Source organism: Pseudomonas sp. PA15(2017) (assembly GCF_001945395.1).
Taxonomy (GTDB): Bacteria; Pseudomonadota; Gammaproteobacteria; order Pseudomonadales; family Pseudomonadaceae; genus Aquipseudomonas.
This window is the reverse complement of sequence record NZ_MSXV01000052.1, coordinates 1-13,958: the sequence shown is the minus strand read 5'-3', so window position 1 is coordinate 13,958 and position 13,958 is coordinate 1. Positions and strand designations below refer to the sequence as shown.

Here is a 13,958-nt window from a genome sequence, read left to right as displayed (position 1 = left end):
GTGCGTCAGCGGGATTTTTTATGCCCGCGATTTGGCGGCGCAGGAGCGAGCGTCTTGCCACGTCGTGATGCGGCTTGCGCCTTCGCGGCATTTTTGCCGGACGGCTTTATAGCTTTGCTGCTTATCAGCCTATAATGTTCGCCCTTTCGCCCAACGATTTTGTGGAGCAGGTGATGGCCGAACGTACGGCATCCGTCGAGCGCAACACCCTGGAGACCCAGATCAAGGTCTCGATCAATCTGGATGGCACCGGCAAGGCCACCTTCGATACCGGCGTGCCGTTCTTCGAGCACATGCTCGACCAGATCGCCCGCCATGGCCTGATCGACCTGGACATCTTCTGCAAGGGCGACCTGCACATCGACGATCACCACACCGTCGAAGACGTCGGCATCACCCTCGGCCAGGCCTTTGCCAAGGCCGTCGGCGACAAGAAAGGCATGACCCGTTACGGCCACTCCTACGTGCCGCTGGACGAAGCGCTGTCGCGCGTGGTGATCGACTTTTCCGGTCGCCCCGGCCTGCAGATGCACGTGCCGTTCACTCGTGCGGTGGTTGGCGGCTTCGATGTCGACCTTTTCCAGGAGTTCTTCCAGGGCTTCGTCAACCATGCCCAGGTCAGCCTGCACATCGATAACCTGCGTGGCGTGAACACCCACCACCAGATCGAGACCGTGTTCAAGGCCTTCGGTCGCGCTCTGCGCATGGCGGTCGAGCTCGACCCGCGCATGGCCGGGCAGATGCCATCGACCAAGGGCGTGCTCTGATGCAGACGGTAGCCGTCATCGATTACGGCATGGGCAACCTGCACTCGGTGTCCAAGGCGCTGGAGCATGTAGGCGCCGGCCGTGTGCTGGTAACCAGCGATGCTCAGGTGATTCGCGAGGCCGACCGTGTGGTGTTTCCCGGCGTCGGCGCGATCCGCGATTGCATGGCCGAGATCCGCCGCCTGGGCTTCGACGAGCTGGTTCGCGAAGTCAGCCAGGATCGTCCGTTTCTCGGTATCTGCGTGGGCATGCAGGCGCTGCTCGAGCGCAGCGAAGAGAACGACGGCGTCGACTGCATCGGTCTGTTCCCCGGCCAGGTGCGCTTCTTCGGCAAGAGCATGGTCGAGAACGGTGAGCCGCTGAAAGTCCCGCACATGGGCTGGAACGAGGTGAGCCAGGCGGTCAAGCATCCGCTGTGGCACAACATCCCCGAGCAGGCGCGCTTCTACTTCGTACACAGCTACTACATCGAGGCGGCCAAGGCGCAACAGGTGGTTGGCCGTGGTCACTACGGCAAGGATTTCGCCGCGGCCCTGGCCGATGGTTCGCGCTTCGCCGTGCAGTTCCATCCGGAGAAGAGCCACACCCACGGCCTGCAGCTGCTGCAGAACTTCGCCGCCTGGGATGGTCGCTGGTAGATGGCACGGCTCAAGAGCCCGATCCTGACGCTCACGCCCGAGCAGGAAAGCGATGCGGTGCACAAGCTGCAGCGCTTTCTGGGCGACCGTTTCGAGCTGGAGCTGGGCTCCTTCGAGGTGTTGGAGCTGCTCGAACTGTTCGGGCGCGACATCGCCCCGCATTACTACAACCGAGCGATCACCGATGCGCACAGTTTGCTGCGCGAGCGCTTTGAGAGCCTCGAAGTCGACCTGTGGGCGCTCGAGAAAGATTGATTCCGGCCCCGGCCGGCTGAACTAGACAAGGTGCTGCAGATGCTGATTATCCCCGCTATCGACCTCAAGGACGGCGCCTGCGTACGCCTGCGCCAGGGCCGCATGGAAGATTCCACGGTGTTCTCCGATGACCCGGTGAGCATGGCCGCCAAGTGGGTCGAGGGCGGCTGCCGTCGTCTGCACCTGGTCGACCTCAACGGCGCCTTCGAGGGCCAGCCGGTCAATGGTGAAGTGGTTACCGCCATCGCCAAGCGCTACCCGAACCTGCCGATCCAGATCGGCGGCGGCATCCGGTCGCTGGAAACCATCGAGCACTACGTCAAGGCCGGCGTCAGCTACGTGATCATCGGCACCAAGGCCGTCAAGGATCCGCAGTTCGTCACCGACGCCTGCAAGGCCTTCCCGGGCAAGGTCATCGTCGGCCTGGACGCCAAGGATGGCTTCGTCGCCACCGACGGCTGGGCTGAAGTCAGCACCGTGCAGGCCACCGATCTGGCCAGGCGCTTCGAGGCCGACGGCGTCTCGGCGATCGTCTACACCGATATCGCCAAGGACGGCATGATGCAGGGCTGCAACGTCGAGGCCACCGCTGCCCTGGCCGCTGCCAGCAGCATCCCGGTGATCGCCTCCGGCGGCATCCACAACCTGGGCGATATCGAGAAGCTGTTGCTGGCCCGCTCGCCAGGCATCGTCGGCGCCATCACCGGCCGCGCGATCTACGAAGGCACTCTGGACGTGGCTGAAGCGCAGGCATTGTGCGATGCAGCGACAAGCGGCAAGCCACAAGCAGCAAGATAAAGCGCTGCCCGCTCAGGCTTCTGCTTGAAGCCTGAGGCTTGCAGCTTGCAGCTCTTTTTCGGAGAAAAAGCATGGCATTGGCCAAACGCATCATTCCTTGCCTGGACGTGGACAACGGCCGCGTGGTCAAGGGTGTCAAGTTCGAGAACATCCGCGATGCCGGCGACCCGGTGGAAATCGCCCGTCGCTACGACGAGCAGGGCGCCGACGAGATCACCTTCCTGGACATCACCGCCAGCGTCGATGGCCGCGATACCACGCTGCACACCGTCGAGCGCATGGCCAGCCAGGTGTTCATCCCGCTGACCGTGGGCGGTGGCGTGCGCAGCGTGGCGGACATCCGCAACCTGCTCAATGCCGGTGCCGACAAGGTGTCGATCAATACCGCTGCGGTGTTCACCCCCGAGTTCGTCGGCGAGGCGGCCTCGCGCTTCGGCTCGCAGTGCATCGTCGTGGCCATCGACGCCAAGAAGGTGTCCGGCCCGGGCGAGGCGCCACGCTGGGAAATCTTCACCCACGGTGGCCGCAAGCCGACCGGCCTCGATGCCGTGCAGTGGGCGATGAAGATGGAAGGCCTGGGCGCTGGCGAGATCCTGCTCACCAGCATGGATCAGGACGGCGTGAAGAGCGGCTACGACCTTGGCGTGACCCGTGCCATCAGCGAAGCGGTGGGCATCCCGGTGATCGCCTCCGGCGGCGTCGGCAACCTGCAGCACTTGGCCGACGGCATCATCGAAGGCAAGGCCGCCGCGGTGCTGGCGGCGAGCATCTTCCACTTCGGCGAGTACACCGTGCCCGAGGCAAAGGCCTACATGGCCAGCCGCGGTATCGTGGTGCGTTGAGCCGCCGCATCGTGAGCGTTGCGCCCAAGCTGGTGCAATTGGCCTTTTGGATGCCCGCTAATGGCGCTAAGCTAGCACCCGTGTGACAAGGATCGGGTCAAGCCAGAGCGTCTAGCTCGCTGTTTCTGCCCAGACGCCCGGTCACGCCGGGCGCTACCTTTCCGGCCGCCCGTCAACGCTTCGAATGACAGGTAGTCCAGTACATGTGCAAACGTCTGTGGTTGGCAGCGGCAAGTGCCCTGCTCTTGATGGCATCGGTGGCGCGCGCCGAAATCGACCCGAACTACAACGTGGTGTTGCTGACGGAAAACTTCCCGCCGTACAACATGGCGATCAATGGCAAGAACTTCGCCCAGGAAGACAGCATCGACGGGATCGCCGTCGACGTGGTGCGCGAAATGTTCAAGCGCGCTGACATCAAGTACAGCCTCACCCTGCGCTTCCCCTGGGATCGCATCTACAAGCTCGCCCTCGAGAAGCCCGGCTACGGCGTGTTCGTGACCGCGCGGCTGCCCGAGCGCGAGGCGCTGTTCAAGTGGGTCGGCCCCATCGGTCCGGACGACTGGGTGCTGCTGGCACGCGGTGACAGCAAGCTGGTGGTCAAGAACCTGCAGCAGGCCAAGCAATATCGGATTGGCGCCTACAAAGGCGACGCCATCGCCGAGCACCTCGAAAAGGAAGGCCTGCAGCCCGTGGCCTCGCTGCGTGACCAGGAGAATGCCAAGAAGCTGATGGCCGGGCAGATCGATCTGTGGGCCACCGGTGACCCGGCAGGGCGTTACCTGGCGCGCCAGGAAGGTGTCAGCGGCCTGAAGACCGTGCTGCGTTTCAATAGCGCGCAGCTCTATCTGGCGCTGAACAAGGACACCCCGGACGAGGTGGTACAGAAGCTGCAGTCGGAACTGGACAAGATGCGCGCTGAGGGGATCGTCGACAGCATTCTCAACAGCTATCTTTAGCCCTGAAAGTCGTATGAGGGGCACGTCGAGGCGCTGAGGGAGCGCTGGCGTGGCGATGATTCGGCGTTCTGCTGCCGTGTGCCTTGTGCGCACGGCAGCCATTGCCAGGACGGTGGTGGTGCGAAGTTCGGCAGGAGGCCGCCAACCATAATCATAACCACGTGGCGGGGACGACAGATGTTGAGCAGTTTGAAGAGCATTGCACTACTTGGGCTTACCTTGATCGCCTGTACGGCCAGGGCCGAGCTGCCAGCCGACTACAAGATGGTATTGCTGACCGAGAACTTCCCGCCGTTCAACATGGCGGTGGACGACAAGAACTTCGCCCGTGACGACGGCATCGATGGCATCAATGCCGAGATCGTCCGTGAGATGTTCAAGCGTGCCGGCATCAAGTACAGCCTGACCCTGCGCTTCCCCTGGGATCGCCTCTACAAGCTGACCCTCGACAAGCCCAACTACGGGCTGTTCTCCACCACCTTCACGCCCGAGCGCCAGCCGCTGTTCAAATGGGTCGGCCCGCTGGCCAAGACCGGCTGGGTGCTGCTCTCGGCGCCAGGCAACGAAATGACCGTGAAGAGTCTCAAGGATGCGGGCCAGTACACCATCGGTGCCTACAAGAACGATGCGGTGAGCCAGCATCTGGAGAGCCAGGGCCTGGCGCCGGTCAACGCGCTGCGTGACCAGGAGAACGTCAAGAAGCTTACCGGCGGCAAGATCGACCTGTGGGCCACCACCGACCCGGTCGGCCGCTATCTGGCCAAGCAGGAGGGCGTCTCGGGGCTCAATACCGTGCTGCGGTTCAACGAGGCGGAACTGTACCTGGCCTTGAACAAGGACACCCCGGACGAGGTGGTGCAGCGCCTGCAGAAGGCGCTCGACGAAATGCGCAATGACGGCTTCATCGACGAGATGACCAATAATTACTTGTGACGGTTGCCTGTTCGCCGCGATCCCGCGCAGTTCACCGACCGCGTAGGATCGCCGACCTCCGATACCGGCAGGAACCGGCCAGCGTGTTGTTCTATCAAGACCTACGCCGCCCATGCCATCGCCTTCGCGCGCATGGCGCGCTTCCACATTTTTCCGTGGTCAGCCCCGGGTGTCGCTGCGCTCGACCCGGGCTACTCCACTGAGCATGAGTGATGCGCGGCTGGGCTTTGTGGGAGCGGGTCGTGCCCGCGATTCAGGCATCACCGATACCGGCAGGAACCGGCCACCGTATTGATCCATCAAGACCTGCGCCGCTCATACCATCGCTTTCGCGCGCATGGCGCGCTCCCTCATTTGTCTGTGGGAAGCCCCGGGTGTCGCTGCGCTCGACCCGGGCTACCCCGCTGAGCATGAGTAATGGGCGGCTGGGCTTTGTGGGAGCGGGTCGTGCCCGCGATACGATCACCGCCGACAACAGCAGTAACCAGCTACCGTGTTGGTCTATAAAGACCTGCGCCGCCCATACCATCGCTTTCGCGCGCGTGGCGCACTCCCACATTTGTCTGTGGGAAGCCCCGGGTGTCGCTGCGCTCGACCCGGGCTACTCCACTGAGCATGAGTGATGTGCGGCTGGGCCTTGTGGGAGCGGGCCGTGCCCGCGATTCAGGCACCGCCGATACCGGCAGGAACCAGCCACCGTGTTGGTCCATCAAGACCTGCGCCGCCCATACCATCGCTTTCGCGCGCATGGCGCGCTCCCACATTTGTCCGTGAGCAGCCCCGGGTGTCGCTGCGCTCGACCCGGGCTACTGCGCTGAGCATGAGTGATGTGCGGCTGGGCTTTGTGGGAGCGGGCCGTGCCCGCGATTCAGTCGCCACCGATACCGGCAGGAACCGGCCAGCGTATTGATCCATCAAGACCGGCGCCGCTCATGCCATCGCTTTCGCGCGCATGGCGCGCTCCCACACTTTTCCATGGACAGCCCCGGGTGTCGCTGCGCTCGACCCGGGCTACTGCGCTGAGCATGAGTGATGGGCGGCTGGGCTTTGTGGGAGCGGGCCGTGCCCGCGATTCAGTCGCCACCGATACCGGCAGGAACCGGCCAGCGTATTGATCCATCAAGACCTGCGCTGTCCATACCGTCGCTGCGCCAATAAAAAGCCCCGGTGCAGTTGCCTGCGCCGGGGCTTTTGATGGCGGCCGATGTTCAGTCGGCGCGGGTAACGTTCAGGCCCTTGAGCAGATTCAGTGCCTGGCTCAGCTGGTAGTCGTCGTCCTGCGGGCGGGCTGCCTTGCCAGGCACGCCCCGGCTCGGGCGATCGGCGCCGCCGTTGCCATTGCCGAGGTGGCCTTGCAGGTCGGCTTCCTTGAGGGTCGGGTCGTCGCTCTCGCGGGTCAGCCTGGCGCGTGCCACTTCCACATCCGGCACGATGCCCTGGGCCTGGATCGAGCGGCCATTGGGCGTGAAGTACAGCGCCGTGGTGATCTTCAGGGCGCGATCGTTGTTCAACGGCAGCACGGTCTGCACCGAGCCCTTGCCGAAGCTGTCGGTGCCCATGACGATGCCGCGCTTGTGGTCCTGCAGGGCGCCGGCGACGATCTCCGAGGCCGAAGCGCTGCCACCGTTGATCAGCACCACCAGCGGCACGCCTTCGCTGGCGTCCAGCGGGTCGGCGGAGAAGCGCAGTTCCGAGTTGGGGATGCGCCCCTTGGTGTAGACGATCAGGCCCTTCTTGAGGAAGTGGTCGGCCACTTCCACGGCCGACTGCAGCACGCCGCCGGGGTTGTTGCGCAGGTCGAGCACCAGGCCGCTGAGCTTCTTGCCGTTTTCCTTGCGCAGCTTGTTCAGGGCCTTGCCGACTTCCTCGCCGGTGTTGATCTGGAACTGGGTGACGCGGATGTAGCCGTAGCCCGGATCGATCATCTGGCTGCGTACGCTGGTGACCTTGATCACCGCGCGGGTCAGCTCGACGTCGAACGGCTTGCCGCCTTCGCGCACCAGAGTCAGGACGATCTTGCTGCCGGCCTTGCCGCGCATCCTCTCGACGGCTTCCATCATCGACTGGCCCTTGGTGGGCTTGCCGTCGATCTTGACGATCAGGTCGCCGGGGTGGATGCCCGCCTTGGAGGCCGGGGTGTCGTCGATGGGCGAGACCACTTTGATGAACCCGTCCTCGGTACCGACTTCGATGCCCAGGCCGCCGAACTCGCCGCTGGTGCTTTCCTGCAGCTCGGCGAAGGCTTTCGGGTCGAGGTAGGCCGAATGCGGGTCGAGGTTGCTGAGCATGCCTTTGATGGCGTTTTCCAGCAGTTCCTTGTCGGTGACCGGCTCGACGTAGGCGGCCTTGATGCGGTCCATCACCTCGGCGAAGGTACGCAGCTCGTCCAGGGGCAGCGGCGCTGCATTCTGGTCGACGGCCGGCGGCGCGGTGATCGGAGCCTGGTCGGCATGCAGCACAGGTGCGCCACCGAGCAGGGCAATCGCCAGGGCCAGGGAGGTGAGGCGGGACAGATGCGGCATTCGAACTAACTCCTACGACAATGAGATGGCGCTTATCCTTGCGCCCGACACCATTGGGCCGGATCGCTGGCGCGGCCCTGCTGGCGAATCGCGAAATACAGCGCTGGGGTGTCCTGGCCGCCGCTGGTACCGACGGTGGCGATGGGCTCCCCGGCCTTGACGATGTCTCCGGCGTCCTTGAGCAGGCTCTGGTTGTGCCCGTAAAGGGTCAGGTAACCATTGCCATGGTCGAGAATGACCAGAAGCCCGGAACCGCGCAACCAGTCTGCGAAAACCACTCGACCGCCATGCACGGCGCGTACCTGACTGCCGGCGGTGGCGCCAATCAGCACGCCGTCCCACTTAGTCCGAGCATCTTCGCCCCGCGGGGTTCCATATCTTGCAACAACACGGCCATTGACTGGCCATGGCAGCTTGCCCTTGGCATTGGCGAATGGCCCGCCGTAGGCGGCGCCGGAGCTGACCAGCGGGCCGCTTTCGGCGCGCTTGCCGGTCGCTGCCGGAGCGCTGGGCTTCTCGCGCGCAGCGGCGAGTTCGCGCTGGCGCTGCGCCTCTGCTTCACGGGCCTGGCGGGCGAGGGTTTGCTCGATGGTCTTGAGCACCCGGCCGAGTTCGGCCTGCTCCTGCTCGCGGGCCTTGAGGCGCTGGTCGCGGGCGGCGTAATCCTTGTTCAGCTTGGCCAGTGCCTGCTGGCGCTCCTTGCGCACCTCGGCCAGCTGGGCGCTGCGGCTGTCCAGCTCGCCTTTCTGCACCTGCAATTGCTGCTGGTGATGGCTGATGTCCTGCTCGACGTTGGCCAGCTGGCGCAGCGTCTCGTTAAAGGCCGTCAGCTGACCCATGCGCGCTTCGGCGAGGTAATCGTAGTAGGTCAGGGTGCGGGAGAATTTTTCCGGGTTCTGCTGGTTGAGCAAAAGCTTGAGGTACTCCTGGCGCCCGCCCTGATAGGCCGCACGGGCCTGGATGCCGATCAGCCGTTGCTGTTCAAGGCGCGCGCCCTGGAGTTTTTTTTTCTCCTGATCGAGGCGTTTGAGCTCTTGCTCGCTGTCCTGCAGCTCTTCGCGCAGGCCCTTGACCTGATTCTCCAGCTCGCCCATTTCGGTTTCGGTGGTCTTGAGCTGCTTCTGTACACCGGATTTTTCCTGCTGCAGTTGCTCCAGCAGTTTCTTCAATTCGCTGACGTCGGCACGTGCCGCATCCAGCTGCTTCTGCGTGTCGGCTTTCTGATCGGCGAAAACCGGTGCCAGCAGGCTGGTCATGAGGATAAAGGTGAGGACACGGAGCATGGTGCAGGCGGTACCTGGCGGGGAACCGGCTTAGTATGCCCTTGGTTCCGGGTAAAAAAAACGTCTCTGGTGCAGATGCCGACCCGAGGTGGCAGGCGGTCGACCGGTGGGGCAGCGCTGCTGCGCCGCCCCGAGCCGTCACCTAAGGTCAGCCGAGGGTGACGATGCTGGTGCCGGTCATTTCCTGGGGAATCGGCAGGCCCATCAGCGTCAGCAGGGTGGGTGCCACATCCGCCAGCACGCCGCCTTCGCGGATGCTCACTTTGCGCTTGCCGACGTAGATGAACGGTACCGGTTCGCAGGTGTGCGCGGTGTGCGCCTGGCCAGTGCATTCGTCCTGCATCTGCTCGACATTGCCGTGGTCGGCGGTGATCAGTGCTTCGCCACCGACCTTGTCGAGGGCCTCGACGATGCGCCCCATGCAGGTGTCCAGGCACTCCACCGCGGCGACCGCCGCCTCGAACACACCAGTGTGGCCGACCATGTCGCCGTTGGCGTAGTTGACCACGATCACATCGAAGCGCTGATTCTCGATGGCGTCGACGATCTTGTCGGTCACCTCGGGGGCGTTCATCTGCGGCTGCAGATCATAGGTGGCGACGTTCGGCGACGGGATCAGGATACGCTCTTCGCCCGTGAACGGCTCTTCGCGGCCGCCGGAGAAGAAGAAGGTGACGTGGGCGTACTTCTCGGTCTCGGCGATGCGCAGCTGGGTCTTGCCGTTGTTGGCCAGGTACTCGCCGAACACGTTGACCAGCGGCTCGGGCTTGAAGGCGCTGGGCGTGTCGATGCTCGCCGCGTACTGGGTGAGCATGATGAAGCCGGCGGTCTGCGGCACCCGGGCCCGCTCGAAGGCGTCGAAGCCCTGCTCGACGAAAGCGCGGGTCAGCTCGCGGGCGCGGTCGGCACGGAAGTTCATGAACACCACGGCGTCGCCGTCCTCGACCCGGACCGGCTCGCCGATGCTGGTGGCTTTCACGAACTCGTCGCTTTCCTCGCGGGCATAGGCGGCTTGCAGGCCGGCCACGGCGGTATCCGCCTGGAACTGGCTGTTGCCATCGGCGATCAGGTTGTAGGCCTGGGCCACGCGATCCCAACGGTTGTCGCGATCCATGGCGAAGTAGCGGCCGATCAGCGAAGCGATGCGGCCCTTGCCGAGTTTGGCGAAGGTGGCGTCGAGCAGCTCGATGGAACTCTGGGCGCTTTTCGGCGCGGTGTCGCGACCGTCGAGAAAGGCGTGCAGGTAAATCTTCTCGGCGCCACGGCGCGCGGCCAGCTCGACCATCGCCACCAGGTGATCCTGGTGGCTGTGCACGCCGCCGTCGGACAGCAGGCCGAGGATGTGCACGGCCTTGCCGGCGCCCGCAGCCTTGTCCACGGCGCCGGTGATGGCCGGGTTCTCGAAGAACTCGCCGTCGCGGATCGCCTTGGTCACTCGGGTGAAGTCCTGATACACCACGCGGCCGGCACCGAGATTCATGTGGCCAACCTCGGAGTTGCCCATCTGGCCATCCGGCAAGCCGACGTCCATGCCGCTGCCGGAAATCAGCCCGTGGGGCTGGGTGGCACGCAGACGGTCATAGACTGGCGTGCTGGCGGCGAAAATGGCATTGTGCTCGGGAGTTTCGCTGTGGCCGAAGCCGTCGAGAATGACCAGAACCAGGGGTTTGGGCGCTGCGCTCATACGGGGCTCGCTCTGCTGAGGGGAAGCAATTAATGCCGGCGGCGAGCACATGCTCGCTCGCGGCGGTCCGGAGGCGGTCGCCCGGGGAGGCGACCCACTGAAATCGCTCTGACATTCTACGGCCTCGGAAAGATCCCGTCACCGCCGTGCGGCCTTTGGTGGACTCACCGGGCTGTGTATACTGGCCGGCATTTTACCGTCCCGGAACCGCGTGATGCTTGCCAACCTCATTGAATTTGCCACCAACCACTTCATCCTCAGCGGCCTGTTCGTCATCATTCTTTCGCTGTTGATCTTCACCGAACTGAGCAAGGGCGGCAAAAGCCTGAGCAGCCGTGAAGTGACGGCGCTGATCAACCGCGACGAAGGCGTGGTGGTCGATATTCGCAGCAAGAAGGATTTCGACACCGGCCATATCGTCGGTGCCCTGAACATCCCCAACGACAAGCTGGCCTCGCGCCTGGCCGAGCTGGAAAAGCATAAGGCCAAGACCATCATCGTGGTCGATGCCCTGGGCCAGCAGGCCGGCACCGCCGCCCGTGAATTGCAGAAGGCCGGCTTCACCGCCGCGCGCCTGGGCGGCGGTATCGCCACCTGGCGTGGCGACAGCCTGCCCGTGGTGAAGTGACATGGCCAAGGTCGTCATCTACTCCAGCGACTGGTGCCCCTACTGCATCCGCGCCAAGCAGCTGTTGACCAGCAAAAGCGTGCCGTTCGACGAGATCCGAGTCGACGGCAAGCCGGACGTGCGCGCCGAGATGACGCGCAAGGCCGGCCGCACCTCGGTGCCGCAAATATGGATCGGTGAAACCCATGTGGGTGGCTGCGACGACCTGTTTGCCCTGGAACGGGCCGGCAAGCTCGATGCGCTGCTCGATGCCTGATCGATTTAGAACCTTCCTTTACGTCCATACAGCAGAAGGCTTTGCCCCATGACCGAACAAGCTACCGGTGCCGTCCAAGACGAGCAGACTCCCCAGTTCTCCCTGCAGCGCATCTATGTGCGTGACCTGTCCTTCGAAGCGCCGAAGAGCCCCGAGATCTTCCGCCAGGAGTGGACGCCGAGCGTCTCGATGGACCTCAACACCCGTCAGAAAGCCCTGGAAGGCGACTTCCACGAGGTGGTGCTGACCCTGTCGGTGACCGTGAAGAACGGCGAAGAAACTGCCTTCATCGCCGAAGTGCAGCAGGCTGGCATCTTCCTGATCAAAGGCCTGGACGCCGCTTCCATGAGCCACACCCTGGGTGCGTTCTGCCCGAACATCCTGTTCCCGTATGCCCGTGAAACCCTGGACAGCCTGGTGGTGCGCGGCTCGTTCCCGGCGCTGATGCTGGCCCCGGTGAACTTCGACGCCCTGTACGCCCAGGAGCTGCAGCGCCAGCAGGCCAACTGAGCCTGCGGTCTCCGCATGAAAAAACGCCCTTCGGGGCGTTTTTTTTGGGCCTGTCCCGGCCTCGTAGCCTGCAGTTGAGTGCAGCGATACCCAGGGATGGCCTGCCCCGGGTATCGCTGCGCTCAACGCCGGGCTACAGAATCGCAGTACCGCCTTTCAACTAACGGCGAAGCCGTTCTGGCGCCAGGCTTCATACACTGCGACGGCCACGGTATTGGACAGGTTCAGGCTGCGGCAGCCTTCGCGCATCGGCAGGCGCACGCGCTGCGACTCGGGCAGGGCATCGCGAATCTCGGCCGGCAGGCCGCGGCTCTCCGGGCCGAACAGGAAGGCATCGCCCGGCTGGTAGGCCACTTCATGGAAAGGCTGCGAGCCCTTGGTGGTGAAGGCGAACACCCGTGGCTGGCCGAGGCTTTCCAGGCAGGCCTCGAGGCTGGCGTGGCGCTTGAGCGGCGCGTACTCGTGATAATCCAGCCCGGCGCGGCGCAGGCGCTTGTCGTCCAGTTCGAAGCCAAGCGGCTCGACCAGGTGCAGGTGGCAACCGCTGTTGGCGCAAAGCCTGATAACGTTGCCGGTGTTGGGCGGAATTTCCGGTTGAAAAAGGATTACATGAAACATGCGCGGCTCCAGGCCAGAAGACGGGCGCCATTCTACGCCGGATAAGCCGCCAAGGCCGCGTCCGTGGCTGCGCGTGATCGGCTCGCTGGCGATCTTCGGTTTTCTGGTCGGCCTGATGATCGGCCGGCTGTTCCACCCGGATGCCATGCACCTCAGGGACATCGAGGTTCAGGACGACCGCTTGCTGCTGTGGTTCAACGTCGAGCCACACGTGCAGGTCAGCGACGCTCACGGCACCTTCGCGCTGCGCTTCGAGGGGCTGGGCCGGGAGCGCCAGGGCCAGTTGCAGATCGCCGGGCGCGCCGCCAACTGGCGCGTGGTGCGTGATGGGCGTGAGCTGGAGGTGCGCGTGGTGGCGGCTCGCCCGCTGCGCGCTGAAATGAATGCCGTGGAGGTGCAGGGCCGCTGGCGCCTGACGGTTCGTCTGGCGCCGCGTCAGGAGTAAAAGAGGGAGTTCCCGGCCTGCCTGTACCAGGGCTCCCGAAGAAAAGGGGGATTATCTGATCTGCCTGTATCAGAGTCCCCGAAGAAAGAAGGGAGGTCCCGGCCTGCCTGTACCGAGGCTCCCAAAGAAAGAGGGGAATCCCCGGCCTGCCTGTACCAAGGTCCCCGAAACTGGGTTGTCAGTGCCATTGCAGGTGGCGTGCCAGTTTTCATGATTCTTCTGCAGGGCCCGTAGTTGCTGGGCGCTGGCGGCCATGGTCAAGTTTCTGTCCGTGTGGCGTTGCCTTGCGAATGTTCTGCTCGGGTGCATGAGTGCACCTGTCGTGCGCTGATGGCGTGCATTCTTCGGGTGAAGAGAGGTATCAGCGCTGCCACATAAGCAAATGTGGGAGCGCGCCATGCGCGCGAAAGCGATGGTATGGGCGGCGCAGGTCTTTATAGACCAACACGGAGGCTGGTTCCTGCCGGTATCGGCGGTGCCTACATCGCGGGCATGGCCCGCTCCCACAAGGCCCAGCCGCCCATCACCCATGCTCAGTGGAGTAGCCCGGGTCGAGCGCAGCGACACCTGGGGCTTCCCACAGACAAATGTGGGAGCGCGCCATGCGCGCGAAAGCGATGGTGTGGACGGCAAAGGTCCTGATGGATCAATACGCTGGCCGGTTCCTGCCGGTAATCGGCGGTGCCTGAATCGCGGGCACGGCTAGCTGTGATCTCTCAGTAGGTTGTTCATCCGGGGCGTTCCCGGAATTCTGGAAGCGCGACCAACACAGCCTTCCAGGAGCCCCGGATGAACTTGCATAAACATGCCCGTCTTACCC

Annotated in this window: 15 protein-coding genes; 11 read left to right on the top strand and 4 right to left on the bottom strand. The window is 64.0% G+C overall.

All coding sequences use genetic code 11. The features are described 5' to 3' along the window. Positions 1 to 173 precede the first annotated feature (173 nt). The 7 genes from hisB to BVH03_RS17330 all read left to right on the top strand — a co-directional run bounded on the left by hisB (position 174) and on the right by BVH03_RS17330 (position 5,192). Positions 174 to 767 carry an imidazoleglycerol-phosphate dehydratase HisB gene (gene hisB, locus BVH03_RS17360; protein WP_013793001.1) on the top strand — a complete coding sequence of 198 codons (594 nt, stop codon included), beginning with the start codon at positions 174 to 176 and terminating at the stop codon, positions 765 to 767. After that, positions 767 to 1,405, top strand: coding sequence for an imidazole glycerol phosphate synthase subunit HisH (hisH, locus tag BVH03_RS17355; protein ID WP_075962339.1), 639 nt, complete (start codon positions 767 to 769; stop codon positions 1,403 to 1,405). The genes hisB and hisH overlap by 1 nt, the downstream gene beginning before the upstream one ends. Then, positions 1,406 to 1,660, top strand: a complete 255-nt coding sequence (locus BVH03_RS17350; protein WP_075962338.1) for a DUF2164 domain-containing protein — start codon at positions 1,406 to 1,408, stop codon at positions 1,658 to 1,660. A 39-nt stretch (positions 1,661 to 1,699) separates the two neighbouring features. Next, positions 1,700 to 2,458, top strand: a complete 759-nt coding sequence (gene hisA / locus BVH03_RS17345; RefSeq protein ID WP_075962337.1) for a 1-(5-phosphoribosyl)-5-[(5-phosphoribosylamino)methylideneamino]imidazole-4-carboxamide isomerase — start codon at positions 1,700 to 1,702, stop codon at positions 2,456 to 2,458. A 71-nt stretch (positions 2,459 to 2,529) separates the two neighbouring features. After that, positions 2,530 to 3,300 carry an imidazole glycerol phosphate synthase subunit HisF gene (gene hisF, locus BVH03_RS17340; protein ID WP_013792997.1) on the top strand — a complete coding sequence of 257 codons (771 nt, stop codon included), beginning with the start codon at positions 2,530 to 2,532 and terminating at the stop codon, positions 3,298 to 3,300. Positions 3,301 to 3,503: 203 nt separating this feature from the next. Continuing rightward, positions 3,504 to 4,259, top strand: coding sequence for an ABC transporter substrate-binding protein (locus BVH03_RS17335; RefSeq protein WP_075962336.1), 756 nt, complete (start codon positions 3,504 to 3,506; stop codon positions 4,257 to 4,259). A 177-nt stretch (positions 4,260 to 4,436) separates the two neighbouring features. After that, a complete protein-coding gene (locus tag BVH03_RS17330; protein ID WP_075962335.1) occupies positions 4,437 to 5,192 on the top strand; it encodes an ABC transporter substrate-binding protein in 756 nt (251 codons plus the stop codon). Positions 5,193 to 6,400: 1,208 nt separating this feature from the next. Here the strand turns inward: BVH03_RS17330 and BVH03_RS17325 are convergent. The 3 genes from BVH03_RS17325 to gpmI all read right to left on the bottom strand — a co-directional run bounded on the left by BVH03_RS17325 (position 6,401) and on the right by gpmI (position 10,681). Continuing rightward, a complete protein-coding gene (locus BVH03_RS17325; protein WP_075962334.1) occupies positions 6,401 to 7,714 on the bottom strand; it encodes a S41 family peptidase in 1,314 nt (437 codons plus the stop codon). Positions 7,715 to 7,746: 32 nt separating this feature from the next. Further along, positions 7,747 to 8,997: a murein hydrolase activator EnvC gene (locus tag BVH03_RS17320; protein WP_075962333.1), complete on the bottom strand. Its 1,251-nt coding sequence runs from the start codon at positions 8,995 to 8,997 to the stop codon at positions 7,747 to 7,749. Positions 8,998 to 9,145: 148 nt separating this feature from the next. Continuing rightward, positions 9,146 to 10,681, bottom strand: a complete 1,536-nt coding sequence (gene gpmI, locus BVH03_RS17315; protein WP_075962332.1) for a 2,3-bisphosphoglycerate-independent phosphoglycerate mutase — start codon at positions 10,679 to 10,681, stop codon at positions 9,146 to 9,148. Positions 10,682 to 10,895: 214 nt separating this feature from the next. Between gpmI and BVH03_RS17310 the strand changes: the two genes are divergently transcribed. Genes BVH03_RS17310 through secB form a run of 3 tightly spaced genes read left to right on the top strand, consistent with a single transcriptional unit; the run spans position 10,896 to position 12,075 of the window. Beyond that, complete coding sequence (locus BVH03_RS17310; RefSeq protein WP_075928781.1) at positions 10,896 to 11,309, top strand: rhodanese-like domain-containing protein; 414 nt, start codon at positions 10,896 to 10,898, stop codon at positions 11,307 to 11,309. A 1-nt stretch (position 11,310) separates the two neighbouring features. Next, entirely contained in the window at positions 11,311 to 11,565 is a 255-nt protein-coding gene (grxC, locus tag BVH03_RS17305) for a glutaredoxin 3 (protein WP_075962331.1), read from the top strand. Positions 11,566 to 11,613: 48 nt separating this feature from the next. Continuing rightward, the gene (gene secB / locus BVH03_RS17300) at positions 11,614 to 12,075 is read left to right on the top strand and encodes a protein-export chaperone SecB (protein WP_075928783.1); all 462 of its coding nucleotides are present in this window, start codon (positions 11,614 to 11,616) and stop codon (positions 12,073 to 12,075) included. A 156-nt stretch (positions 12,076 to 12,231) separates the two neighbouring features. Here secB and trmL read toward each other — a convergent pair whose 3' ends face one another. Continuing rightward, a complete protein-coding gene (trmL, locus tag BVH03_RS17295) occupies positions 12,232 to 12,693 on the bottom strand; it encodes a tRNA (uridine(34)/cytosine(34)/5-carboxymethylaminomethyluridine(34)-2'-O)-methyltransferase TrmL (protein WP_075962330.1) in 462 nt (153 codons plus the stop codon). Between trmL and BVH03_RS17290 the strand changes: the two genes are divergently transcribed. Continuing rightward, on the top strand, positions 12,692 to 13,138 hold the full coding sequence (locus BVH03_RS17290; protein WP_075962329.1) for a hypothetical protein: 447 nt from the start codon (positions 12,692 to 12,694) through the stop codon (positions 13,136 to 13,138). The two genes, trmL and BVH03_RS17290, sit on opposite strands and share 2 nt — an antisense overlap. Positions 13,139 to 13,958 lie beyond the last annotated feature (820 nt).